General features: G+C 63.2%; 21 protein-coding genes, 1 pseudogene and 1 riboswitch. Of the genes and pseudogenes, 4 read left to right on the top strand and 18 right to left on the bottom strand.

Annotated features, from left to right (window positions below; all coding sequences use genetic code 11):
- Positions 1 to 4: 4 nt before the first annotated feature.
- The 18 genes from AC0L2Y_RS15630 to AC0L2Y_RS15545 form a co-directional block, all read right to left on the bottom strand.
- Positions 5 to 1,675: a ribonuclease J gene (locus tag AC0L2Y_RS15630; RefSeq protein WP_352490239.1), complete on the bottom strand. Its 1,671-nt coding sequence runs from the start codon at positions 1,673 to 1,675 to the stop codon at positions 5 to 7.
- Between the two features lie 84 nt (positions 1,676 to 1,759).
- Complete coding sequence (locus tag AC0L2Y_RS15625) at positions 1,760 to 2,581, bottom strand: biotin--[acetyl-CoA-carboxylase] ligase (protein WP_473557496.1); 822 nt, start codon at positions 2,579 to 2,581, stop codon at positions 1,760 to 1,762.
- 4 nt (positions 2,582 to 2,585) lie between these two features.
- Complete coding sequence (nuoN, locus tag AC0L2Y_RS15620; RefSeq protein ID WP_473557494.1) at positions 2,586 to 4,022, bottom strand: NADH-quinone oxidoreductase subunit NuoN; 1,437 nt, start codon at positions 4,020 to 4,022, stop codon at positions 2,586 to 2,588.
- Between the two features lie 18 nt (positions 4,023 to 4,040).
- On the bottom strand, positions 4,041 to 5,546 hold the full coding sequence (locus AC0L2Y_RS15615) for an NADH-quinone oxidoreductase subunit M (protein ID WP_473557491.1): 1,506 nt from the start codon (positions 5,544 to 5,546) through the stop codon (positions 4,041 to 4,043).
- Complete coding sequence (nuoL, locus tag AC0L2Y_RS15610; protein WP_473557489.1) at positions 5,546 to 7,519, bottom strand: NADH-quinone oxidoreductase subunit L; 1,974 nt, start codon at positions 7,517 to 7,519, stop codon at positions 5,546 to 5,548. Before nuoL ends, AC0L2Y_RS15615 begins: the two co-directional genes overlap by 1 nt.
- A 10-nt stretch (positions 7,520 to 7,529) precedes the next feature.
- Positions 7,530 to 7,838: an NADH-quinone oxidoreductase subunit NuoK gene (gene nuoK, locus AC0L2Y_RS15605; RefSeq protein ID WP_023676620.1), complete on the bottom strand. Its 309-nt coding sequence runs from the start codon at positions 7,836 to 7,838 to the stop codon at positions 7,530 to 7,532.
- Between the two features lies 1 nt (position 7,839).
- The gene (locus AC0L2Y_RS15600) at positions 7,840 to 8,460 is read right to left on the bottom strand and encodes an NADH-quinone oxidoreductase subunit J (RefSeq protein WP_023676621.1); all 621 of its coding nucleotides are present in this window, start codon (positions 8,458 to 8,460) and stop codon (positions 7,840 to 7,842) included.
- A 118-nt stretch (positions 8,461 to 8,578) separates the two neighbouring features.
- Positions 8,579 to 9,070: an NADH-quinone oxidoreductase subunit NuoI gene (gene nuoI / locus AC0L2Y_RS15595; protein ID WP_023676622.1), complete on the bottom strand. Its 492-nt coding sequence runs from the start codon at positions 9,068 to 9,070 to the stop codon at positions 8,579 to 8,581.
- A complete protein-coding gene (nuoH, locus tag AC0L2Y_RS15590) occupies positions 9,070 to 10,113 on the bottom strand; it encodes an NADH-quinone oxidoreductase subunit NuoH (RefSeq protein ID WP_292663045.1) in 1,044 nt (347 codons plus the stop codon). The genes nuoI and nuoH overlap by 1 nt, the downstream gene beginning before the upstream one ends.
- A 2-nt stretch (positions 10,114 to 10,115) precedes the next feature.
- Positions 10,116 to 12,197: an NADH-quinone oxidoreductase subunit NuoG gene (gene nuoG, locus AC0L2Y_RS15585; RefSeq protein WP_473557485.1), complete on the bottom strand. Its 2,082-nt coding sequence runs from the start codon at positions 12,195 to 12,197 to the stop codon at positions 10,116 to 10,118.
- 74 nt (positions 12,198 to 12,271) lie between these two features.
- Positions 12,272 to 12,967: an NADH-ubiquinone dehydrogenase gene (locus AC0L2Y_RS15580; protein WP_473557483.1), complete on the bottom strand. Its 696-nt coding sequence runs from the start codon at positions 12,965 to 12,967 to the stop codon at positions 12,272 to 12,274.
- 77 nt (positions 12,968 to 13,044) lie between these two features.
- Positions 13,045 to 14,349, bottom strand: a complete 1,305-nt coding sequence (nuoF, locus tag AC0L2Y_RS15575; RefSeq protein ID WP_023676626.1) for an NADH-quinone oxidoreductase subunit NuoF — start codon at positions 14,347 to 14,349, stop codon at positions 13,045 to 13,047.
- Between the two features lie 10 nt (positions 14,350 to 14,359).
- Positions 14,360 to 15,421, bottom strand: a complete 1,062-nt coding sequence (nuoE, locus tag AC0L2Y_RS15570; protein WP_473557481.1) for an NADH-quinone oxidoreductase subunit NuoE — start codon at positions 15,419 to 15,421, stop codon at positions 14,360 to 14,362.
- Positions 15,422 to 16,612, bottom strand: coding sequence for an NADH-quinone oxidoreductase subunit D (locus AC0L2Y_RS15565; protein ID WP_473557478.1), 1,191 nt, complete (start codon positions 16,610 to 16,612; stop codon positions 15,422 to 15,424).
- Positions 16,613 to 17,215 (bottom strand): NADH-quinone oxidoreductase subunit C, encoded by a 603-nt coding sequence (locus AC0L2Y_RS15560; RefSeq protein ID WP_473557477.1) that lies wholly within the window; start codon positions 17,213 to 17,215, stop codon positions 16,613 to 16,615.
- Positions 17,212 to 17,751 (bottom strand): hypothetical protein, encoded by a 540-nt coding sequence (locus tag AC0L2Y_RS15555; protein ID WP_473557475.1) that lies wholly within the window; start codon positions 17,749 to 17,751, stop codon positions 17,212 to 17,214. Before AC0L2Y_RS15555 ends, AC0L2Y_RS15560 begins: the two co-directional genes overlap by 4 nt.
- A gap of 6 nt (positions 17,752 to 17,757) precedes the next feature.
- On the bottom strand, positions 17,758 to 18,339 hold the full coding sequence (locus tag AC0L2Y_RS15550) for a NuoB/complex I 20 kDa subunit family protein (protein WP_352466871.1): 582 nt from the start codon (positions 18,337 to 18,339) through the stop codon (positions 17,758 to 17,760).
- A complete protein-coding gene (locus AC0L2Y_RS15545) occupies positions 18,330 to 18,695 on the bottom strand; it encodes an NADH-quinone oxidoreductase subunit A (protein ID WP_023720750.1) in 366 nt (121 codons plus the stop codon). Before AC0L2Y_RS15545 ends, AC0L2Y_RS15550 begins: the two co-directional genes overlap by 10 nt.
- A gap of 336 nt (positions 18,696 to 19,031) precedes the next feature.
- Between AC0L2Y_RS15545 and AC0L2Y_RS15540 the strand changes: the two genes are divergently transcribed.
- The 4 genes and pseudogenes from AC0L2Y_RS15540 to AC0L2Y_RS15525 form a co-directional block, all read left to right on the top strand.
- Positions 19,032 to 20,231 carry a winged helix-turn-helix domain-containing protein gene (locus tag AC0L2Y_RS15540; RefSeq protein WP_473557472.1) on the top strand — a complete coding sequence of 400 codons (1,200 nt, stop codon included), beginning with the start codon at positions 19,032 to 19,034 and terminating at the stop codon, positions 20,229 to 20,231.
- Positions 20,232 to 20,504: 273 nt separating this feature from the next.
- Positions 20,505 to 20,708: riboswitch (cobalamin riboswitch) on the top strand.
- 38 nt (positions 20,709 to 20,746) lie between these two features.
- Positions 20,747 to 21,181: a DUF1636 family protein gene (locus AC0L2Y_RS15535; RefSeq protein ID WP_292664694.1), complete on the top strand. Its 435-nt coding sequence runs from the start codon at positions 20,747 to 20,749 to the stop codon at positions 21,179 to 21,181.
- Entirely contained in the window at positions 21,178 to 22,218 is a 1,041-nt protein-coding gene (gene cobW, locus AC0L2Y_RS15530; RefSeq protein ID WP_473557470.1) for a cobalamin biosynthesis protein CobW, read from the top strand. Before AC0L2Y_RS15535 ends, cobW begins: the two co-directional genes overlap by 4 nt.
- A gap of 18 nt (positions 22,219 to 22,236) precedes the next feature.
- Positions 22,237 to 22,889: pseudogene (locus AC0L2Y_RS15525) on the top strand (cobaltochelatase subunit CobN); the annotation flags it as partial.

Here is a 22,889-nt window from a genome sequence, read left to right as displayed (position 1 = left end):
TCCCTTACCTCGTGACGAACACCGTCACCAGCGGCTTCTTGCCCCAGGCTTCGTTGGCCGCGCCGCGCACCGCGCGCCGCACCGCCTCCTGGACCAGGTCGAGGTCTTTTCGGCGCTGGCGGGGGATGGAGTCCACGGCGCCGATTGCCGCATCGATCATCAGGTCTTCCAGGCTCTCGCCGCTGCCGTCGGCCTCGGCGACGCCGATGGCGACGAGATCGGGATCGCCGGCAAGCTCGTATTTGTCGTCGAGCACGACGTTGACGGCGACATGGCCGGCAAAGGACAGCTTGCGGCGGTCGCGAATGCCCATCGCCTGGTCGCTGCCGACCAGCCTTCCGTCTTTGTAGATGCGGCCGAACGGCACCTGGTCGATGATGGCCGCGGCACCCGGATACAGCCGGAGCATGTCGCCGTCGCGCACCTGCGCCACCTGGCCGATGCCGGACGTCGACATCAGCGAGCCCTGCGCCACTAGGTGCGCCGCCTCGCCATGCACGGGAACGCCGATCTGCGGCCGCACCCATTCATACATCTTGCGCAATTCGCTGCGGCGTGGATGGCCGGAGACATGCACCAGCGCGTCGCCGTCCTCGATGATCTTGATGCCGAGATCGATCAGGCGGTTCTTGATTTCGAGGATCGCCTTCTCGTTGCCGGGAATGGTGCGCGAGGAAAACACCACCGTGTCGCCGGCCGTCAGCGCCACCGATTTCATTTCGTCGCGCGACAGCTTGGCGAGTGCGGCAAGCGGCTCGCCCTGGCTGCCGGTGCAGATGATGACGAGGTTTTCGCGCGGGATGAAGCCGTAATCCTCCTCGGCGATGAATTCCGGCAACCCGTCCATATAGCCGAGTTCATCAGCCACATCGATGACGCGCTTCATCGAGCGGCCAAGCACCAGGCACTGGCGGCCGGCATCGCGCGCCGCCTTGGCGATGGAGACGATACGCCCGACATTGGAGGAGAAGCTGGTGACGGCGACCCGCCCCTTGGCGTTCTGGATGACGCTCTTGAGGCCCTCGCCCACCGCCACTTCGGACGGCGATTCCCCTTCCCGCATCGCATTGGTGGAATCGCAGATCAGCGCCAGCACGCCCTTGTCGCCATAGGCGCGGAAGCGCGCCTCGTCGGTCATCGGCCCGACCGTCGGCGCCGGATCGATCTTCCAGTCGCCGGTATGGATGACGACGCCGGCCGGCGTGGTGATCGCCAGCGACATCGGTTCGGGAATGGAGTGCGCGACAGGAATGGCTTCGATCTCGAACGGGCCGACGGTGAATTTCTCGCCGGCCCGGTAGATCGTCACCGGGATCTTCGGCGCCCCTTGCTCGCCCTGCCGCTTGGCTTCCAGCAGGCCGGCGCTGAACGGCGTCATCCACACCGGCGCCTTGAGCTTCGGCCAGATGTCGTGCAGCGCCCCGTAATGGTCCTCATGCGCATGGGTGATGACGATGCCGCGCAGATTGGCGACATTCTCCTCGATGAAGCGGGTGTCGGGCAGTACCAGGTCGACGCCGGGCAGGGTTGCATCGGGAAAAGTGACGCCAACGTCGACGACGATCCATTCGCGCGCATTGGCCGGCCCATAGCCGTAGAGGGCGAAGTTCATGCCGATCTCGCCGACACCGCCGAGCGGCACGAAGACAAGTTCGGCGTTTTCCGCTGTCGCCATGGTCTTTCCTTCCTTGCCGGTCAAAATTGTGGGCCGGTCAAACTCAAGCTGGTCAAATGCTGGCCAGTCAAACGTATTGGCCGGTCAACCGCCAGCCGAGGCAACCGCGCCGAAATGCACGTCGCCGGCAGCGATCGTCAGAACCGAACCTTGATCGTCGCGGATCACGAAACGGCAGTCGTCGTCAATGGTTTCGAAGGTGCCGCGCACCACATTACCGTCAATTCTGACAGCAACCTGCCCGCCAAGCCCCGCCGCACGCGCCAGCCAGCGCCGCCTGACGGCGGCAAGCCCGCGCCCTTCGTTCCACAGCCGCGCATTCTCGCTCCACGCATCCGACAGCGCCAGAAACAGCGTCTCGGCATCGCAAGCAGACCCCAGCGCGTTGAGCGACGTCGCTGGATAGGGCAAATCCTCAGGGTATGCCACCACATTGACGCCGATGCCGACAGCCACCGCCGAACGGTCGCCATCCAGCATCGCCGATTCCAGCAGGATGCCGGCGAGCTTGGCGCCCGAGGCAAGCACATCGTTCGGCCATTTCAGTTCGAAACGGTTCTTGCCCTGGCTCGCACCATCGATGCCGATCGCGATCCTGCCCTTCGGCACGACGGCGTCGAGCGCGTCGGCCAGCGCCAGTCCGGCAACGAAGCCGAGCGTCGCGGCAAGCCGAAGCTCGGTGCTGGTGATCACCAGCAGCGTCGCGGCCAGATTGCCCTCAGGCGTCGCCCAGGCGCGGCCGCGGCGGCCACGTCCGGCTTCCTGCTTTTTTGAGACGACCCAGAGTTTGCCCGGATCGCCAGCCCGCGCGTGCTCCAGCGCCAGCGCATTGGTGGAGCCGACCGAATCGTGCGCCTCGAGCCGGAACCCTTCCGAAGCCGCGGTTGGAGCCAGCCTGAACGTCATTCCGTTAGAAGAAGGTCTTGGCCGCGGCTGCCGCGTAGGTTCCGATCGGGCCACCGATCAGCACGTAGAACAGCACGAAGGCGCCGCAGACGCCGAGCACGACGCGCAGTTCGGTCGCCATCGGCACGAAGCCGCCGACCGGTTCGTCGAACCACATGATCTTGATGATGCGCAGGTAATAGTAGGCGCCCACCACAGAGGCCAGCACGCCGATGATCGCCAGCGCGTAGAGGTTGGCGTTGATGGCGGCGAGGAACACGTACCATTTCCCCCAGAAGCCGGCGAGCGGCGGGATGCCGGCCAGCGAGAACATCAGGATGGTGAGGATCGTCGCCATGATCGGATTGGTCGCCGACAGGCCGGCGAGATCGCTGATCTGCTCGACATTGCCCTCCTTGCGCCGCATGGCGAGGATGAAGGCGAAGGTGCCAAGCGTCATCACCAGGTAGATCAGCATGTAGATGGCGACGCCGCGCACGCCGTCCTGGCTGTTGGCTGCAAGGCCGACCAGCGCATAACCCATATGACCGATGGAGGAATAGGCCATCAGCCGTTTGATGTTGGTCTGGCCGATGGCCGCAAAGGCACCGAGCGCCATCGAAGCGATCGAGATGAAGACGATGATTTGCTGCCAGTCGGCGGCGATCGGCTTGAAGGCGCCCATGGTGACGCGCACCATCAGCGCCATCGCCGCCATTTTGGGTGCCGCCGCCAGAAAAGCCGTCACCGGCGTCGGCGCGCCTTCATAGACGTCGGGCGTCCACATATGGAACGGCACCGCCGAGATCTTGAAGGCAAGGCCGGCCAGCACGAAAACCAGGCCGAAGACGAGGCCAAGCTGGCGCTCGCCGCCGCTCAGCGCCGCGGCGATCTCCTGGAAGCCGGTATTGCCGGTGTAGCCGTAGACCAGCGAGATGCCATAAAGCAGCATGCCCGACGACAGCGCGCCGAGGACGAAATACTTCAGCCCGGCCTCGGTCGAGCGCAGATTGTCGCGGTTGATCGCCGCCAGCACGTAGATCGCCAGCGATTGCAGCTCGAGGCCGAGATAGAGCCCGATCATGCCATTGGCCGAGATCATCAGCATCATGCCGAGCGTGCAGAGCAGGATCAGCACCGGATATTCGAACTTGTCGAAACGCTCCGCCTGGGCAAAGCGGACCGACATGACCAGCGTCACCGCCGAGCCGATCAGCGCCAGCACCTTCATGAAGCGGGCGAATGGATCCTGGATGAAGGCTTCGCCATAGGCGTTGCCCTGCCCCGGCGAAAAGATCAGCCAGGCGCCGGCGATCACCAGCACGGCGACCGCAAGGCCGCTCACCGTGACGGTGGTGTTGGCGCGCGAATAGGCGCCGAGCATCAACAGCGCCAAGGCGCCGATGGTGAGGATCAGCTCTGGCGTCGAGAGCGACAGGCTGGAGAGAAGGTCCGGCGTCATGGTTCGCAAAACCCCCAGTCAGTTCGCCGCCGCGGTCTGCGCGGCGCCGATGGATGCGGTGACATTGGTGACGAGCGCCTTGACCGATTCGGCCGTCGCGTCGAAGATCGGCGCCGGATAGACGCCGAAGAAGATGACCAGCGCGACCAGCGGATAGATGATCACCTTCTCGCGCGTCGACAGGTCGAGCAGGCCTTTCAGGCTTTCCTTGGTCAGCGCGCCGAAGATCACCTTGCGGTAGAGCCAGAGGGCATAGGCCGCCGACAGGATGACGCCGGTCGCGGCGAAGAACGCCACCCAGGTGTTGACCCGGAACACGCCGAGCATGGTCAGGAACTCGCCGACGAAACCGCTGGTGCCGGGCAGGCCGACATTGGCCATGGTGAAGATCATGAACACGGTTGCATATTTCGGCATGTTGTTGACCAACCCGCCATAGGCGTCGATGTCACGCGTGTGCATGCGGTCGTAGACGACGCCGACGCAGAGGAACAGCGCGCCCGAGACCAGGCCGTGCGAAAGCATCTGGAAGATCGAACCCTGGACCCCTTCCTGGTTCATCGCGAAGATGCCCATGGTAACGAAGCCCATGTGAGCGACCGACGAATAGGCGATCAGCTTCTTCATGTCCTCCTGCATCAGGGCCACTAGCGAGGTGTAGATGATGGCGACGACGGAGAGCGTGAAGATCAGCGGCGCGAACATTTCGGAGGCGATCGGAAACATCGGCAGCGAAAAACGCAGGAAGCCGTACCCGCCCATCTTGAGCAGGATGGCGGCCAGGATCACCGAGCCGGCCGTCGGCGCCTCGACATGGGCGTCCGGCAACCAGGTGTGCACCGGCCACATCGGCATCTTCACCGCGAAGGACGCGAAGAAGGCGAGCCATAGCCAGGTCTGCATATTGGCCGGGAAATTGTGCGTCAGAAGCGTCGGGATATCGGTGGTGCCGGACTGGAAGAACATCGCCATGATGGCGAGCAGCATCAGCACCGAGCCGGCCAGCGTATAGAGGAAGAACTTGAACGAGGCATAGACGCGCCGCTTGCCGCCCCACACGCCGATGATGATGAACATCGGGATCAGGCCGGCCTCGAAGAAGACGTAGAACAAGACGATGTCGAGCGCGCAGAACACGCCAATCATCAGCGTCTCCAGCAACAGGAAGGCGATCATGTAGGCTTTGACGCGCTTCTCGATCGCTTCCCATGAAGCCAGGATGCAGAGCGGCATCAGGAAGGTGGTCAGGATGACGAACAGCATGGAGATGCCGTCTACGCCCATATGATAGGAGATGCCGGAATCCAGCCAGGCAAACTTCTCGACGAACTGGAAGCCGGGCTGCGAATTGTCGAAGCCGGTCCAGATAAACAGCGAAATCACAAACGTGAACGCAGTCGTGAACAGTGCGATGGCGCGGATGTTGCGGCGCGCGTTCTCGCTGTCGTCGCGCACGAAAAGGATGAGCAGCACACCAACCAGCGGCAGGAAGGTGACCAGCGATAGGATCGGCCAGGCGGTCATCAGAGCATCATCCAGGTGACGAGTGCGGCAACGCCGATCAGCATGGCGAAGGCATAGTGGTAGAGATAGCCGGTCTGCAGCTTGACGACCCGGTTGGTGACGTCGACGACACGCGCCGAAATGCCGTCCGGCCCGAGCCCGTCGATGACAGTGCCGTCGCCGGTCTTCCACAGGAAGCTGCCGAGGCGCTTTGCCGGCCGCACGAACAGGAAGTCGTAGAGCTCGTCGAAATACCATTTGTTGAGCAGGAAGGCGTAGAGGAGGCGATGGTTGGCGGCGACGCTCCGAGGCATTTCCGGCGCGCGAATATAGAACTGCCAGGCAATCGCAAAGCCGATCAGCATGGCGATGAACGGCGACAACTCGACCCACAACGGCACTTCGTGGATTTCGTGCAGGATGTGGTTGTCCGGCAGCGTGAACAGCGACGCCTTCCAGAATTCGGCATAGCCCTCGCCGATGAAGGCACCGTGGAAGATCACGCCGGCGAACAGCGCGCCCGCCGCCAGGATGAACAGCGGCACCAGCATGACCGGCGGCGATTCATGGACATGGTGCATGACCTCGTGGCTGGCCCGCGGCTCGCCGTGGAAGGTCATGAAGATCAGCCGCCAAGAGTAGAAGGAGGTGAAGCAGGCGGCAATGACCAGCAATATAAAGGCAAACGCGGCGACCGCGTTGTGGCCGGCGAAGGCCGCTTCGATGATGGCGTCCTTGGAAAAGAAGCCAGCCGTGCCGATGATCGTGACCGGGATGCCGACACCGGTCAGCGCCAGCGTGCCGATCACCATCATCCAGTAGGTCGTCGGGATGAGCGTCCTCAGGCCGCCCATCTTGCGCATGTCCTGCTCGTCGGAGACGGCGTGGATGACCGAGCCCGAGCCGAGGAACAGCAGCGCCTTGAAGAAGGCGTGGGTGAACAGATGGAAAATCGCCGCCCCATAGGCGCCGACGCCGAGTGCCACGAACATGTAGCCGAGCTGCGAACAAGTCGAATAGGCGATGACGCGCTTGATGTCGTTCTGGACGAGACCGACTGTCGCTGCGAAGAAGGCGGTGAAGGCGCCGATGAAAGTGACCACCGTCAGTGCCGAATGCGACAGCTCGAACAGCGGCGACAGCCGCGCCAGCATGAACACCCCTGCCGTGACCATGGTGGCGGCATGGATCAGTGCCGAGACCGGCGTCGGGCCTTCCATGGCATCCGGCAGCCAGGTGTGCAGCGGCACCTGCGCCGACTTGCCCATGGCGCCCATGAACAGGAGCAGGCAGACGACCGTCATCGCAGCCTGCTTATCGAGTGCATAGCCGAGGAAGGCCAGCACGGCCGCACCTTGCGGCGCACCTTCCGCCGGAATGAACGTCGCCGCATTGGCGAAGATGGTTCCGAGATTGACCGAGCCGAACAGCACGAACACGCCGAATATGCCGAGCGCAAAGCCGAAGTCGCCGACGCGATTGACGATGAACGCCTTGATCGCAGCCGCATTGGCCGACGGCTTCTTGTACCAGAAGCCGATCAGCAGATACGAGGCAAGGCCGACGCCTTCCCAGCCGAAGAACATCTGCACGAGGTTGTCGGCCGTCACCAGCATCAGCATGGCGAAGGTAAACAGCGACAGGTAAGCGAAGAAGCGCGGCCGGTTCGGGTCGTGATGCATGTAGCCGATCGAATAGATATGGACCAGCGCCGACACCGTATTGACGACGACCAGCATCACCACCGTCAGTGTATCGATCCGTAGCGCCCACGACGCTTCGAGGCCTCCCGACTGGATCCAGCGCATTACCGGCACGGTGAACACCTCGCCGCCGCCGAAGCCGACGGAGAACAAGGCGACCCACGACAGCACAGCCGCGATCACCAGGAAGCCGGATGTGATGTATTCGGAAGCCTTGGCGCCGAGCGAGGCGCCGAACAGGCCGACGATCAGAAAGCCGAGCAGCGGAAGGAAGACGATGGCCTGATACATGGTGGTTCCGTCAACCCTTCATCATGTTCACGTCTTCGACCGCGATCGAGCCGCGGTTGCGGAAGAAGACGACGAGAATGGCAAGGCCGATCGCCGCTTCGGCCGCCGCGACCGTCAGCACGAATAGTGCGAACACCTGGCCGACGAGATCGCCCAGCGCCGCCGAGAAGGCGACGAAATTGATGTTGACCGCAAGCAGGATCAGCTCGATCGACATCAGGATGACGATGACGTTCCTGCGGTTCAGGAAGATGCCGAACACGCCGAGCGTGAACAGGATCGCCGATACGGTCAGGTAGTGCGCGATGCCGACGACCATCTCAGACTCCTTCGCCCGTCTTGACCTTGCGGATTTCCACTCCGGTTGCCGCCGTGCGGCCAACCTGGGCGGCTATCGACTGCCGCTTGACGCCCGGCTTGTGGCGCAGCGTCAGCACGATGGCGCCGATCATGGCGACCAGCAGCACCAGCCCCGCCACCTGGAAGTAATAGAGGTAATCCGTATAGAGGATGTCGCCGAGCGCTGCCGTGTTCGAGCGCGCGGCCAGGTCCGGAATGGGTTTCGCGACCGTCGCCGCCAGCTTCGGCGCGAATGTATAGCCGCCGAGCACGACGATCAGCTCCGCCGCCAGGATCAGCCCGACCAGCGCGCCGATCGGCGCATATTGCAGGGCGCCTTCCTTCATTTCGGCGAAGTCGACGTCGAGCATCATGACGACGAACAGAAACAGCACCAGCACCGCGCCGACATAGACGACGAGCAGGATCATCGCCAGGAACTCGGCGCCGGTCAGCATGAACAGGCCGGCGGCGTTGAAGAAGGTCAGGATCAGGAACAGCACCGAGTGCACGGGATTGCGCGCCGATATGACCATGAACGCCGATGCCACCGCGACAAAGGCGAAGAGGTAGAAAAAGGCCGCCTCTAGTCCACTCAGCATGGGTTCCCCCGGGTTTCCTGTCAGAACAGGACGCTCGTCCTGTTTTTTGCCACCGCCTCCGGCTGGCAAGTTGCGTGTTCCTTAAACGAGGGCCCTCGCCCCGTCCATGCGTCAAATATCAGCGGTAAGGCGCATCCAGCGAGATGTTGCGCGCCAGCTCACGCTCCCAGCGGTCGCCATTGGCCAGAAGCCGATCCTTGTCGTAATAAAGCTCCTCGCGCGTCTCCGTCGCGAATTCGAAATTCGGGCCCTCGACGATGGCGTCGACCGGGCAGGCTTCCTGGCAGAAGCCGCAGTAAATGCATTTCACCATGTCGATGTCGTAGCGCACGGTGCGCCGCGTGCCGTCATTGCGGCGCGGGCCGGCTTCGATGGTGATGGCCTGCGCCGGGCAGATCGCCTCGCACAATTTGCAGGCGATGCAGCGTTCCTCGCCGTTCGGATAACGGCGCAGCGCATGTTCGCCGCGGAAGCGCGGGCTGACCGGCCCCTTCTCATGCGGATAGTTGATCGTCTCCTTCGGCGCGAAGAACTGGCGCATCGACAGGAAGAAAGCGCTGACGAAATCCTGCAAAAGCAGCGACTTGGCGGCCTGGGAAAGAGCGGACATCAGGCAAACCCCGTGATCTTGAGGAAAGCGGCGGTGGCGACCACCATGAACAGCGAGATCGGCAGGAAGACCTTCCAGCCGAGCCGCATCAGCTGATCGTAGCGGTAGCGCGGCACGAACGCCTTCACCATCGAGAACATGAAGAACACCAGGCAGACCTTGAGCACGAACCAGATCAGCCCCGGCACCCAGGTGAACGGCGCGAAGTTGAAGGGCGGCAGCCAGCCGCCAAGGAACAGGATGGTGGCCAGCGCGCACATCAGGACGACGGCGACATATTCGCCGAGGAAAAACAACAGGAACGGCGTCGAGGAATATTCGACCATGTGGCCGGCGACGAGTTCCGATTCGGCTTCCACGAGATCGAACGGCGGACGGTTGGTCTCGGCCAGCGCCGAGATGAAGAAGACGATGAACATCGGGAACAGCGACAGCCAATGCCAGTCGAGGAAGGTGTTGGGCAGGCCGAGCCGCGTGCCCAGCCCGTCCTGCTGCGACAAGACGATGTCGGACAGGTTGAGCGAGCCGACGCAAAGCAGCACGGTGACGATGACGAAGCCGATCGAGACCTCGTAGGACACCATCTGCGCCGCCGAGCGCAGCGCGCCGAGGAACGGGTATTTCGAATTGGACGCCCAGCCGCCCATGATCACGCCATAGACCTCGAGCGAGGAGATGGCGAAGACATAGAGGATGCCGACATTGACGTTGGCGATAGCCCAGCCTTCATTGACCGGGATAACCGCCCATGCCGAGATCGCAAGCACCGCCGACACCAAGGGCGCCAGCAGGAAAACGCCCTTGTTGGCGCCCGACGGAATGACCGGCTCCTTGAAGACGAACTTTAGCAGATCGGCGAATGCCTGCAGCGTGCCCCACGGGCCGACGACGTTCGGTCCGCGGCGCAATTGCACCGCCGCCCAGATCTTGCGGTCGGCGTAAAGCACGTAGGCGACGAAGATCAACAGAACGACAATCAACACGACGGACTTCAAAAGGATCAGCAGCGCCGGCAGCACGTAGAAGGAAAAGAAGGTGTCCATGTCTACTCCGCCGCCTGCCTGAAGCCGTTCTTCGCCAAAGCCGAGCACTCGGCCATCACCGCGGAAGCCCGCGCGATCGGGTTGGTCAGGTAGAAATCCTTGACCGGCGAGGTGAAGGTGCCCTTGTTCAGCCGTCCGCCGAGCTTGGCCACCCTGGCGATGTCGGCCGGATCGCCGGCCACGACATGGTCGATCCGGGCGAGATGCGGGTATTCCGCATAGAGCTTAGCGCGCAGCTGCGGCAACGAATCGAACGGCAGCTTCTTGCCCAGCACATCCGACAGTGCCCGAAGGATCGCCCAGTCCTCGCGCGCTTCGCCGGGCGCAAAGCCGGCCCGGTTGGTCTGCTGCACGCGACCTTCGGTGTTGACGAAGGTGCCCGACTTCTCGGTATAGGCGGCGCCCGGCAGGATGACGTTGGCGCGATGCGCGCCCTTGTCGCCATGCGTGCCGATATAGACGACGAAAGCGCCGCCGGTCTTCGCCATATCGATTTCGTCGGCGCCGAGCAGGAACAGCACATCGGTCTCGCCCAGCATGCCGGCGACGTTCCTGCCGCCCTCGCCCGGCACGAAGCCGACATCGAGGCCGCCGACGCGTGCCGCGGCGGTGTGCAGCACGGCAAAGCCGTTCCAGTCGGCCCTTGCGGCATTGACGGCGACGGCGAGCTTCGCCGCCTGGCCAAGCACGGCCGCGCCGTCCGGACGCGCCAGCGCACCCTGTCCGACGATGATCAGCGGATGCGTCGCCTTCTTCAGCAGCTGGAAGAACTTGCCGTTGCCGTCGGCCAGATCCTTCAGCGATTCCGGCCCGGCGCCGAGTTGCTCGTAGTCATAGCGCGTATCGCCGACATCGCCGATGACGCCGACCGGCAGATTGCCGGCCCGCCAGCGCTTGCGGATGCGGGCGTTGAGCAAGGACGCCTCGAAGCGCGGATTGGCGCCGATGATCAGCACCGCATCGGCCTGTTCGATGCCTTCGATGGTCGGGTTGAAGACATAGCTCGCCCGGCCGAGCGACGGATCGATTGCGGCACCGTCCTGGCGGCAGTCGGTGTTCTTCGAGCCGAGCGAAGCCATCAGAAGCTTAAGCGCGTAGATCTCCTCGACGGCGGCAAGATCGCCGGCAATGGCACCGATCTTTTCGGGTGCCGCATTCGACACCGCTTCCTTGATCGCGGAAAAAGCCTCGGCCCAGCTTGCCGGGGCCAGTCTGCCGTCCTTGCGCACATAGGGGCGGTCGAGGCGCTGCGTGCGCAAGCCGTCCCAGATGAAGCGGGTCTTGTCGGAAATCCATTCCTCGTTCACCGCCTCGTTGGTACGCGGCAGTATGCGCATCACTTCGCGGCCCCGGCTATCGACGCGGATCGCGGAGCCGACGGCGTCCATCACGTCGATGGATTCTGTCTTGGTCAGTTCCCACGGCCGTGCCTGGAAGGCGTAGGGTTTGGAGGTCAGCGCACCGACCGGGCAAAGGTCGATGACATTGCCCTGCAGTTCCGACGTCATCGCGCTTTCGAGATAGGTGGTGATCTCGGCATCCTCGCCGCGGCCGATCAGGCCGAGCTCGGATATGCCCGCAATCTCGGTGGTAAAGCGGACGCAGCGCGTGCAATGGATGCAGCGGTTCATGATCGTCTTGACCAGCGGCCCGATATACTTGTCTTCGACCGCCCGCTTGTTCTCGTGGTAGCGCGAGGAATCGACACCGAACGCCATTGCCTGGTCCTGCAGGTCGCACTCGCCGCCCTGGTCGCAGATCGGGCAATCCAGCGGATGGTTGATCAGAAGGAATTCCATCACGCCTTCGCGCGCCTTCTTGACCATCGGCGTGTTGGTGAAGATTTCCGGCGGCTCGCCGTTCGGGCCGGGGCGCAGGTCGCGCACGCCCATGGCGCAGGACGCCTGTGGCTTGGGCGGGCCGCCTTTCACCTCGATCAGGCACATGCGGCAATTGCCGGCGATCGACAACCGCTCATGGAAGCAGAAGCGCGGCACTTCCGCGCCGGCGTCCTCGGCCGCCTGCAGCAGCGTGTAGTGGTCGGGTACAGTGATCTCTTTCCCGTCGACCTTGAGCTTTGCCATTTCGCCTCAAACCCCTGCGGACGTTCCGCAATCTTTCCTTCCGGGCGCAGCCGACACCGCGCACGATATTGAATTCACTTTTTGGCCCCGGCCAATGCGGCCGCCTGACCGATCCAGCCGTCGCGGCCGATGCGGCCCTTCAACGACAGGTAATCTTCGACCCAGGCGATCTCTTGCGGCGTCCACGCGGCGATCTGGGCGTATGTCCAGATGCCAAGGCCGTTCAGCACCTTTTCCAGTTTCGGCCCGATGCCCGATATCACCTTGAGGTCGGCGGGCTCGGCTGGCCGGTCCATCGGCTTGGGCTGCTTGAAATCCTCCGGCATCAGCCCGGCCGACGCGTCCGCTGCAACGGTGCTGGCATTCGCCAGGCTCCGCGCCGCACCGCTCGTCGCAATGTCGGTCACGTCATTGGCGAAGGACTGGGCCTCGGCAATCAGGGTTTTGGTCGCTGCGCGCGCCTTTATCGATGAGCTTTTGCCGGTCGCAGAAGCGCGTTCCGTCCGCGCCTCGAAATCCTCGGCGACCGGCTGCCAAAGCCGCTGCGAGGTCTCGGCCGCGCCTGAAAGCACGCCCATCCAGATACCAAAGGCGTGGTTGGCAAGGCCGATACCGAGTGCCGTCATCGCCGCCGCACCCGCGACAGGATGCGCCAGGAGATTGACGGCATTGGCCATCTCCTTCGGCATCATCCTGGTCAGATCCTGGTTCATCTTCAACAACGGGTCCATATCGGACGTAAAATCGTCGGGTCTCGAAAACAGCGACATAGGTGGTCTCCTGGTCGTTTCCGTCTGCCCCGCGCTCGTTTCCTCGTTTCGGACATTCGTCCGCATTTCGAATTCTTCTATTCCGCCGCCGCCAGCACCGGTTCGGCGCGGTGTGCGTTGCGCGAAAACTCGTCGATGCGGCGCTCCACCTCGCCGCGGAAATGCCGCATCAGGCCCTGGATCGGCCATGCCGCGGCATCGCCCAGCGCACAGATCGTGTGGCCCTCGACCTGCTTGGTCACATCGAGCAGCATGTCGATCTCGCGCTTCTGCGCCTCGCCGCGCACCAGCCGTTCCATTACCCGCCACATCCAGCCGGTGCCCTCACGGCAGGGCGTGCACTGGCCGCAGCTCTCGTGCTTGTAGAAATAGGACAGCCGCGCGATCGCTTTCACGATATCGGTGGATTTGTCCATGACGATGACAGCTGCCGTGCCGAGGCCCGATTTCAGGTCGCGCAGCGCATCGAAATCCATCGGCGCGTCGATGATCTGCTCGGCCGGCACCAGCGGCACCGAGGCGCCGCCGGGAATGACCGCCAGCAGATTGTCCCAGCCGCCGCGAATGCCGCCGCAATGCGTCTCGATCAGTTCGCGGAACGGGATCGACATCGCCTCTTCGACGGTGCACGGATTGTTGACGTGGCCGGAGATGCAGAACAGCTTGGTGCCGACATTGTTGGGGCGGCCGAACGACGAGAACCAGGCGGCACCGCGGCGCAGGATGGTCGGCGCGACAGCGATAGACTCGACATTGTTGACCGTCGTCGGGCAGCCATAGAGGCCGACATTGGCCGGAAATGGCGGCTTCAGCCGCGGCTGGCCCTTCTTGCCCTCGAGGCTTTCGAGCAGCGCCGTTTCCTCGCCGCAGATATAGGCGCCGGCGCCGTGGTGCATGTAGATGTCGAAATCATAGCCGGACGTGTTGTTCTTGCCGATCAGCTTGGCCGCATAGGCCTCGTCGATGGCGCGTTGCAGTGCCTCGCGCTCGCGGATGAACTCGCCGCGCACATAGATGTAGGCGGCGACCGCGCCCATGGCGAAGCCGGCAAGCAGGCAGCCTTCGACCAGCGTGTGCGGGTCGTGGCGCAGTATGTCGCGGTCCTTGCAGGTGCCGGGCTCGGATTCGTCGGCATTGACGACGAGATAACTCGGCCGGCCGTCGCTTTGCTTGGGCATGAACGACCATTTCAGCCCGGTCGGGAAACCGGCACCGCCGCGGCCGCGCAGGCCACTCGCCTTCATCTCGTTGACGATCCACTCGCGCCCCTTGGCAACGATGCCGGGCGTGTTGTCCCAGGCGCCGCGCGCCATGGCGCCGGCCAGCGACTTGTCGAAGCGGCCGTAGATGTTGTTGAAGATGCGGTCTCTGTCCTGAAGCATTGCTCGTTCCTCAGACCGGCTTCTTGCCGGTCGGCCGGCTCCTGTTTCCGGGCGACGGCTTGGTCGGCTTGGCGGCAGCCTTCGCCGGTTTGACCTTGGCCTCCGGCGCCTTGAAAGCAGACGCCGGCTCGGCCTTGTTCTTGGGGCTCTTGCGCTGTTTCGAGACGTCCTCGACCTGTGGCTCGGCCTTGTTGGCATTGGCAGCCGAATGCAGCGGCGCGGCAACGCTCGCCGCCTTCTCGGCCGCGGGCGCGACTTTTGTCGCCGACGGCGATTTCAGCGCCGGGCTGGTCTCGACCGCGTCGGTCTTCGGCTTGCTGGTATTCGAGGGCGCAACCGGCGCCGGCGCGGCAGAAGCGGCTGGCTGAACTGGTGCTGCCGCGGCAGCCGCCGGCGCCACTTCCTTGGCGGCCTTGGTCGCGGCCCTGGTTTCCCTGTCGCGGGTCGCCTTGAGGATCGCCTTTTCGCTCTTGAGAGTCGTCAGGCCGCTGGCCGGCTCTGAGGTGACGCGGCCGTTTTGCGGCCCTGGCATCACCGAAGCACCCTTGCCGGCGTCATAGAGGTCGATGATCTCGGCAAGCCGCTCCGGCGTCAAATCCTCGTAGGTGTCCTTGAATATCATCACCATCGGTGCGTTGACGCAGGCGCCGAGGCACTCGACCTCCTCCCACGACAGCGTGCCCTTGTCATTGGTGTGAAACTGGTCGTGATGGATCTTCGAGCGGCACACATCCATCAGCGCTTCCGAGCCGCGCAGCATGCAGGGCGTGGTGCCGCAGACCTGGATATGGGCGCGGGTGCCGACCGGATTGAGCTGGTACTGCGTATAGAAGGTCGCGACTTCCAGCCCACGGATATAGGGCATGCCGAGCATGTCGGAGATCGTCTCGATCGCCGCCTTGGTGACCCAGCCTTCCTGCTCCTGCGCCAGCATCAGCAAGGGGATGATCGCGGATTGCTCGCGCCCCTTCGGATATTTCTTGATCCACTGCTTCGCCGCTGCCGCATTCGCCCGGTTGAAGGCGAAGGAGGCTGGCTGGAGGCTGGCTTCTGCGAGACGGCGGACTGACATTTAGCGATCGACCTCACCAAACACGATGTCGAGGGAGCCGAGAACGGCGGTGACGTCGGCCAGCATGTGGCCGCGGCACAAAAAGTCCATGGCTTGCAGATGCGCGAAGCCGGGCGCGCGCAACTTGCAGCGATAGGGCTTGTTGGTGCCGTCGGAGACGAGATAGACGCCGAACTCGCCCTTCGGCGCCTCGACTGCCGCATAGACCTCGCCGGCCGGCACGCGGTAGCCTTCGGTGTAGAGCTTGAAGTGATGGATCAGTGCTTCCATCGAGCGCTTCATCGCCGCGCGCTTCGGCGGCACCACCTTGCCGTCGAGGTTCGACACCGGTCCGCTGCCCTCCTTGCCGAGCAGCAGGTCGACGCACTGGCGCATGATTTTCGCCGACTGCCGCATCTCTTCCATGCGCACCAGATAACGGTCGAAGCAGTCACCGTTCTTGCCGATCGGAATGTCGAAGTCCAGCTCGGCATAGCATTCGTAAGGCTGCGATTTGCGCAGGTCCCACGGCGCACCCGAGCCGCGCACCATGACGCCGGAAAAGCCCCAGGCCCAGGCGTCCGCCAGGGAGACGGTGGCAATGTCGACATTGCGCTGCTTGAAGATACGGTTGCCGGTCAAAAGCGCGTCGAGATCGTCGACCGACTTCAGGAACGGGTCGATCCAATTGCCGATGTCCTCGATCAGCTTCTGCGGCAGGTCCTGATGGACACCGCCCGGCCGGAAATAGGCAGCGTGCATGCGCGAGCCCGAGGCGCGCTCGTAAAACACCATCAGCTTTTCACGTTCGACGAAACCCCACAGCGGCGGCGTCAGCGCGCCGACATCCATCGCCTGCGTCGTCACATTGAGAATGTGCGACATGATGCGTCCGATCTCAGAGTAGAGAACCCGAATAAGCTGTCCGCGCTTCGGCACCTCGATACCGAGCAGCCGCTCGGCCGCAAGCGCGAAGGCATGCTCCTGGTTCATCGGCGCGCAATAGTCGAGCCGGTCGAGATAGGGCACGGCCTGCAGATAGGTCTTGTGCTCGATCAGCTTTTCCGTGCCGCGATGCAAAAGCCCGATATGCGGATCGACACGATCGACGACCTCGCCGTCAAGCTCCAGCACAAGGCGCAAAACGCCATGCGCCGCAGGGTGTTGCGGGCCAAAATTAATGTTGAAATTGCGGACGGAGGTTTCAGCCATTCACTGTTTTGCCTTCTCGTCCCCCGGCAGCACGTAGTCCGTACCTTCCCACGGAGACAGAAAATCGAAATTGCGGAATTCCTGCTTGAGCTCGACCGGCTCGTAGATAACACGCTTGGCTTCGTCGTCGTAGCGCACCTCGACGAAGCCGGTCAGCGGAAAGTCCTTGCGCAGCGGATGACCCTCGAAGCCGTAATCGGTCAAGATCCGCCGCAGATCGGGATGGCCCGAAAACAGCACGCCGTAGAGGTCGTAGGTCTCGCGCTCGAACCAGTCCGCGCCGGGATATATCCCGGTGATCGACGGCACCAGTGTCTCTTCGTCGGCCTGGACCTTGATGCGGATGCGGATATTCTGCCTCGGCGACAGCAGATGATAGACGACGTCGAAGCGCTTTGCCCGCGACGGATAATCGGCGCCGCAAACGTCGATGATCGAGATGAACTGGCATTTCGGGTCGTCGCGCAGGAAGGTCACCACCTCGATCAGGTCGCGCGGCTCGACCGAGATGGTGAGTTCGCCATAGGCGAACACCGCCTCGCCGATCCGGCCTGTCAGCTTCTCGCCGAGATAGGTCGAGAGATCGTTCAACGCCTGGGTCATGACAGCCTCGCCAACCAGCCTAGAACCTTGTGCGAGTCATCCGGATCTTTCTCGCCAAACCAACCGCTCTCCCTGGCGGCATCAATGGTCAAAAAAACCTGACATTCATTGTCGTCACCCGGCTCGCCAAAAGACAGCTTTCCAACAAACTGCCGGGTTTCCAGATTGGCGGGGTCGCCATTTAGAGCAACGCATTCCACAAACAGCTTTTCGGCAGGCGCTCCCTGGCCAGACGCTGCGGAGGGAAACTTGGCCGACATTTCAGCAATCAGATTCTTGGTTCGATCCCCAAGCGATCGCAGTCTCACGTCGCCGTGGTAAAAGACTATTCGTGGGTCGCTTGTCGGCTCAGCTTCCCAGTCATTCAATCGGATGTCGACACCGACACCACCAGCACCAAATTTCGTGTCTGTTGAAAGCGCCGACGAATAGAACGTCGAACCGGAGTCCGTCTTTACAAATCGCTGCTCGGACGTTTTGAACATCAAATTCAGCCAAGGCTCAGGGTTGCCATAAATGATCCGATCTTCATCCATGGCGATTTACCGTTCGATCGTGCCGGTGCGGCGGATCTTCTTCTGCAGCAGAAGGATGCCGTAGAGCAGCGCTTCGGCGCTCGGCGGACAGCCGGGCACGTAGATGTCGACCGGCACGATGCGGTCGCAGCCGCGCACCACCGAATAGGAATAATGATAATAGCCGCCGCCATTGGCGCAGGAGCCCATCGAGATGACGTAGCGCGGCTCCGGCATCTGGTCATAGACCTTGCGCAGCGCCGGCGCCATCTTGTTGGTCAGCGTGCCGGCGACGATCATGATGTCGGACTGGCGCGGAGACGCGCGAGGCGCGACACCGAACCTTTCCGAGTCATAGCGCGGCATCGAGGTGTGGATCATCTCGACGGCGCAGCAGGCGAGACCGAAGGTCATGAACATCAGCGAGCCGCTGCGCGCCCAGGTGATCAGCGCCTCGGTCGAGGTGACGAGAAAACCCTTGTCGGCCAGCTCGTTGTTGATCTCCAGGAAGAATGGATCGTCGGACCCCACCGGCCTGCCGGTGTTGGGGTCGATGAGGCCCTTGGGCTTCGGCGCGACGAGCGTGCCGGAATTGTCGCTCAATCCCATTCCAGCGCTCCTTTCTTCCATTCATAGGCAAAGCCGATGGTCAGCACCGCCAAAAACACCATCATCGACCAGAAACCGAGCATGCCGATCTGACTGAACGACACCGCCCAAGGAAACAGGAAGGCCACCTCCAGGTCGAAGATGATGAACAGGATCGACACCAGGTAGAAGCGGATATCGAACTTCATGCGGGCGTCGTCGAACGAGTTGAAGCCGCACTCATAGGCCGAAAGCTTTTCCGGATCGGGGTTGCGGTAGGCCACCAGGAACGGTGCGGCGAGCAGCGCCAGGCCGACGACCAGCGCCACGCCGATGAACAGGACGATGGGCAGGTACGAACCTAAAAGTGCGTTCATGCTGCAGTTTCCGTTAGCGGCCAATCCACTCTGATTACAGCACCGGACCCACTTGCGGAAGCGTGACAGTTTAACCACTGAACCGTTTTAAGGGGGCTCTATGCTGCAACGCGGCGAGGGTTAGCGCAGCGCTTTCGGCGAAGCAAGTCAAACCTTGTTCAAATCGCGGTGCTGGGCGGCATATCCGGCAAAACTGGTCCGATCCGCTCCTGTTTGATTTCTTTCACGTTTTACTCCACTTTTCTCTCCTGACATGGATGCCGCCAAAACCCTGCTAGCATGGCGCGGAATCGCAGGTCATTTTCTCTGTCTAACATCGTCCGGATGCCGCCCTTCATGAAGGAAAAAATCTCGCTTCGCATGGCTCGCCGCATCGCGCTGGCGGCACAGGGATTCAATGACCCCCGCCCCGCCGGTACGCCCGACCGCAGACATCTGGCTCGCGTGCTTGCCCGTACCGGCCTGCTGCAGATCGATTCCGTCAGCGCCGTAGTGCGCGCCCACTATATGCCGCTCTATTCGCGGCTTGGCCCCTACAAGCTGGCGCTGCTCGACGACGCCGCCGTAACGCGCAAGCGCATGGTCTTTGAATATTGGGCGCACGAAGCCTCGTTCCTGCCGGTCGAGACCTATCCGCTGATGCGCTGGCGCATGCAGCGGGCCGAGCGCGGCGACGAAATGTACAGCGGACTGGCCAAATGGGGTCGCGAGCACGCCGCCTATATCGAGGAGATCTATCGCGAGGTCTCCGAACGAGGCCCGATCGCGGCATCTGCTTTTGAAGGCCAGAAGGGCAATGGTGGCTGGTGGGGCTGGAGCCATGCCAAGCACGCCTTCGAATGGCTGTTCTGGGCCGGCCGCATCACCACCGCGCATCGCCGCGGCTTCGAGCGGTTCTACGATCTGCCGGAGCGCGTACTGCCGCCGGCGGTACTCGCTCTGCCGGTTCCCTGCCCCGAGGATGCGCATCGCGAATTGCTGCGTATCTCCGCCCGCGCCCACGGCGTCGCCACGGCAGGCGATCTGCGCGACTATTTCCGCCTCTCGCCCGCCGATATCAAGGGCCGCCTCGAGGAGCTGGTCGAGGCTGGCGAGCTGTTGCCGGTGAGCGTCGAAGGCTGGAACAAGCCGGCCTATCTCCACAAGGACGCCCGTTTGCCGCGCAGGATCGAGGCGCGCGCCTTGCTCGCGCCGTTCGATCCTGTCGTCTTCGAGCGGTCGCGCACCGAGCGGTTGTTCGACTTCCACTACCGCATCGAGATCTATACGCCGGCAGAAAAGCGCCGGTATGGCTATTATGTGCTGCCGTTCCTGCTCGGCGACAGCATCGTCGGGCGCGTCGACCTCAGGGCCGACCGCCCGGCCGGCGTGTTGCGCGTCCATGCCGCCTATGCGGAGCTCGGCGCCCCGCCGCAAACCGCAGCCGAGCTTTTCGAAGAATTGAAGCAGATGCAGGGCTGGCTCGGGCTTGAGCGGATTGAAGTCACGCCTGCGGGGGATTTGGGCCATGCGCTGGCGGATGTCGCGGTTTCGTAAGGGATTGCCGATCTCGGCGCTGCCCCTCATCCGCCTGCCGGCACCTTCTCCCCGTGTAGTGACGGGGAGAAGGGACGCTGCCGCAACCTAGGCGCTCAGCCTTACAACCCTGTAGATTGGCGAAGTCCCAAACGAAGTCGTCCTTTCTCCCCGTCACTATACGGGGAGAAATGCCCGGCAGGGCAATGAGGGGCAGCGCCGACATCGAAAATTGCTCTAAAGCGTTTCCCTCGCCGTGTCGGAACCATGCGTTGACACCACCGCCTGCAAAAGCCTAAATCCATTCCAGACGGTCCCCTGCCCGCAACGGCAAGGGCCAAGAGGGAATGCGGTGCGAAATCTCGATTTCAAATCCGCGGCTGTCCCCGCAACTGTAAGCGACGAGCCAAGGCCGAAAACCACTGGGATATTCCCGGGAAGGCGGCACCCAGGCGATGACCCGCGAGCCAGGAGACCTGCCGTCTAGGACATAAGAATCCGATCGCCTGGCGGGTTTTCCGGGCAAGGAGCCTGATTTGGAACGCGACAGCAGTTTTCCGGCTGAGACAGCGGATTTATTGTCCGGCCATGGTGATTCCCCGGCCGGCGTTACCGTCATCGTCTGCTCGTCCTGCCGTGACGAGACCGGTTCGGACGCCCATCCCCGCGCCGGCGAACTGCTCGCCGAGGACACGCGCCGCGCCGCTTCCAGCGAAAACATTAAGATCCGCACCGTCGAATGCCTCGGCAATTGCAAGCGCCGGCTCAGCGCCGCGATTTTGCGCGACGGCTGCTGGAGCTACGTCTTCGGCGACCTGACCGCGACCAGCGGCGCCGATCTCGTGACCGGCGCAAAGCTGTTCGCCACCTCGACGGATGGGCTCATTCCGTGGCGCGGCCGTCCCGATTGCCTGAAGCGCGGCCTGGTTGCCCGCATCCCTCCCCTTGACCTTTTGAAGGACCTGACATGACCGCTGCCTCCCTTTCGCGCGTTCCCTGCACCGTCGTCACCGGCTTTCTCGGCGCCGGCAAGACGACGCTGATCCGCCATTTGCTCGAAAACGCCAAAGGCAAGCGGCTGGCCATCATCATCAACGAGTTCGGCGACATCGGCATCGACGGCGAGATCCTGAAGGGCTGTGGCATCGACACCTGCCCCGAGGAAAACATCGTCGAACTGGCCAATGGCTGCATCTGCTGCACCGTCGCCGACGATTTCGTTCCGGCGCTCGACCAGATCCTGTCGCTGACGCCGAGGGTCGACCACATCCTGATCGAGACGTCCGGCCTCGCTTTGCCCAAGCCGCTGGTCCAGGCCTTCCAGTGGCCGTCGGTGAAAAGCCGTGTAACGGTCGATGGCGTCATCGCCGTGGTCGACGGGCCGGCGCTGGCTGATGGCCGCGTCGCCAACGACATGGATGCCCTGCAGGCGCAGCGCGCGCAGGACGAGACGCTCGACCACGACGATCCGGTCGAGGAAGTATTCGAGGACCAGCTCGCCTGCGCCGACCTGATCATCCTGTCGAAGAGCGACCTGCTCGACGCCGCCGGCTCGGCCCGTGCCAATGCCGTCATCGGCAAGCATGTTGCGCGGGCGGTGAAGATCGTGCCGACCTCGCAAGGCAAGGTCGATCCGTCGGTGCTGCTCGGCCTCGGGCTTGCTGTCGAGGACGACATCGAGAACCGCAAGACCCACCACGACGACGAGCTCGACCACGAACATGACGACTTCGATAGTTTTGTCATCGACATTGCGTCTGTGTCCAACCCGGACGAACTGGCACAACGCGTCGCCACGGCGGCGGAGGAGGAAAACGTGTTGCGCGTCAAGGGTTTCGTCGAGGTCGGCGGCAAGCCGATGCGGCTCCTGCTGCAAGCCGTCGGCCCGCGCGTCAACCACTATTACGACCGCGCCTGGACCGCTGAAGACGATCGCCGCTCGCGCCTCGTCGTCATTGGCCTGAAAGGGCTGAACCGTCCGGCGATCGAACGTATCCTCGCCGGCTGACCTCAGGCACGAGCCGCCATGCACATCCTCACCACGACATCCGCCTCGCTCGACGATCTCGCCGAGCCTGTCGATCTCAGGCAAACACCTGCGGATGTCGTGGCCCTGTCCTTCACCGACAGCGACCTGGCCGGGCTGGCGGCGGCGTGGAAGGCAGATGCGGGCCGCCTGCCCTCAATGCGGCTGGCAGCACTGCGCGATCTGCGCCATCCAATGTCCGTCGATCTCTGGATCGACAGCGTCGCCCGCCATGCCAAGGTCATTCTGGTCCGCATCCTCGGCGGCTATGACTGGTGGCGCTATGGCTGCGACCAGCTTGCCTCGACTGCCCGGGCAGGCGGCATAAAACTGGCGCTGCTGCCCGGCGAGAGCCACGACGAGGATTTGCGACTGATTGAAGGCTCGACGCTGCCGCGCGAGGAGTTGGGCGGCCTGCTTGGCTATTTTCGTGAGGGCGGGCCGGAGAATATGGCGGCGCTGGTGAGGAGGCTGGCAAGTCTCGCTGGATCGGGTGTGGCGGTCGCTGAACCGGTCAGCGTGCCAAAGGCGGGATTTTACGAGCCGGGACTGGGGGTCGTAGAACGCGGCGTGGGGCCCCCCCCCCCAAGGGGGGGGGGGGGGGGGCGCCCGGGGGGGGGGGGGGGGGGGGAAGGGCGCCCACACCAACTGAG

Source organism: Mesorhizobium sp. WSM4830, assembly GCF_055811495.1.
The sequence above is the reverse complement of the archived record's forward strand: the minus strand, read 5'-3'. Positions and strand labels throughout refer to the sequence as shown.

Bases quoted from the DNA above. Each gene is read 5' to 3' on its own strand.
- AC0L2Y_RS15630 (WP_352490239.1), bottom strand. From the start codon at position 1,675: ATGGCGACAGCGGAAAACGCCGAACTTGTCTTCGTGCCGCTCGGCGGT.
- AC0L2Y_RS15625 (WP_473557496.1), bottom strand. From the start codon at position 2,581: ATGACGTTCAGGCTGGCTCCAACCGCGGCTTCGGAAGGGTTCCGGCTC.
- nuoN (WP_473557494.1), bottom strand. From the start codon at position 4,022: ATGACGCCGGACCTTCTCTCCAGCCTGTCGCTCTCGACGCCAGAGCTG.
- AC0L2Y_RS15615 (WP_473557491.1), bottom strand. From the start codon at position 5,546: ATGACCGCCTGGCCGATCCTATCGCTGGTCACCTTCCTGCCGCTGGTT.
- nuoL (WP_473557489.1), bottom strand. From the start codon at position 7,519: ATGTATCAGGCCATCGTCTTCCTTCCGCTGCTCGGCTTTCTGATCGTC.
- nuoK (WP_023676620.1), bottom strand. From the start codon at position 7,838: ATGGTCGTCGGCATCGCGCACTACCTGACCGTATCGGCGATCCTGTTC.
- AC0L2Y_RS15600 (WP_023676621.1), bottom strand. From the start codon at position 8,460: ATGCTGAGTGGACTAGAGGCGGCCTTTTTCTACCTCTTCGCCTTTGTC.
- nuoI (WP_023676622.1), bottom strand. From the start codon at position 9,070: ATGTCCGCTCTTTCCCAGGCCGCCAAGTCGCTGCTTTTGCAGGATTTC.
- nuoH (WP_292663045.1), bottom strand. From the start codon at position 10,113: ATGGACACCTTCTTTTCCTTCTACGTGCTGCCGGCGCTGCTGATCCTT.
- nuoG (WP_473557485.1), bottom strand. From the start codon at position 12,197: ATGGCAAAGCTCAAGGTCGACGGGAAAGAGATCACTGTACCCGACCAC.
- AC0L2Y_RS15580 (WP_473557483.1), bottom strand. From the start codon at position 12,967: ATGTCGCTGTTTTCGAGACCCGACGATTTTACGTCCGATATGGACCCG.
- nuoF (WP_023676626.1), bottom strand. From the start codon at position 14,349: ATGCTTCAGGACAGAGACCGCATCTTCAACAACATCTACGGCCGCTTC.
- nuoE (WP_473557481.1), bottom strand. From the start codon at position 15,421: ATGTCAGTCCGCCGTCTCGCAGAAGCCAGCCTCCAGCCAGCCTCCTTC.
- AC0L2Y_RS15565 (WP_473557478.1), bottom strand. From the start codon at position 16,612: ATGGCTGAAACCTCCGTCCGCAATTTCAACATTAATTTTGGCCCGCAA.
- AC0L2Y_RS15560 (WP_473557477.1), bottom strand. From the start codon at position 17,215: ATGACCCAGGCGTTGAACGATCTCTCGACCTATCTCGGCGAGAAGCTG.
- AC0L2Y_RS15555 (WP_473557475.1), bottom strand. From the start codon at position 17,751: ATGGATGAAGATCGGATCATTTATGGCAACCCTGAGCCTTGGCTGAAT.
- AC0L2Y_RS15550 (WP_352466871.1), bottom strand. From the start codon at position 18,339: ATGGGATTGAGCGACAATTCCGGCACGCTCGTCGCGCCGAAGCCCAAG.
- AC0L2Y_RS15545 (WP_023720750.1), bottom strand. From the start codon at position 18,695: ATGAACGCACTTTTAGGTTCGTACCTGCCCATCGTCCTGTTCATCGGC.
- AC0L2Y_RS15540 (WP_473557472.1), top strand. From the start codon at position 19,032: ATGAAGGAAAAAATCTCGCTTCGCATGGCTCGCCGCATCGCGCTGGCG.
- cobW (WP_473557470.1), top strand. From the start codon at position 21,178: ATGACCGCTGCCTCCCTTTCGCGCGTTCCCTGCACCGTCGTCACCGGC.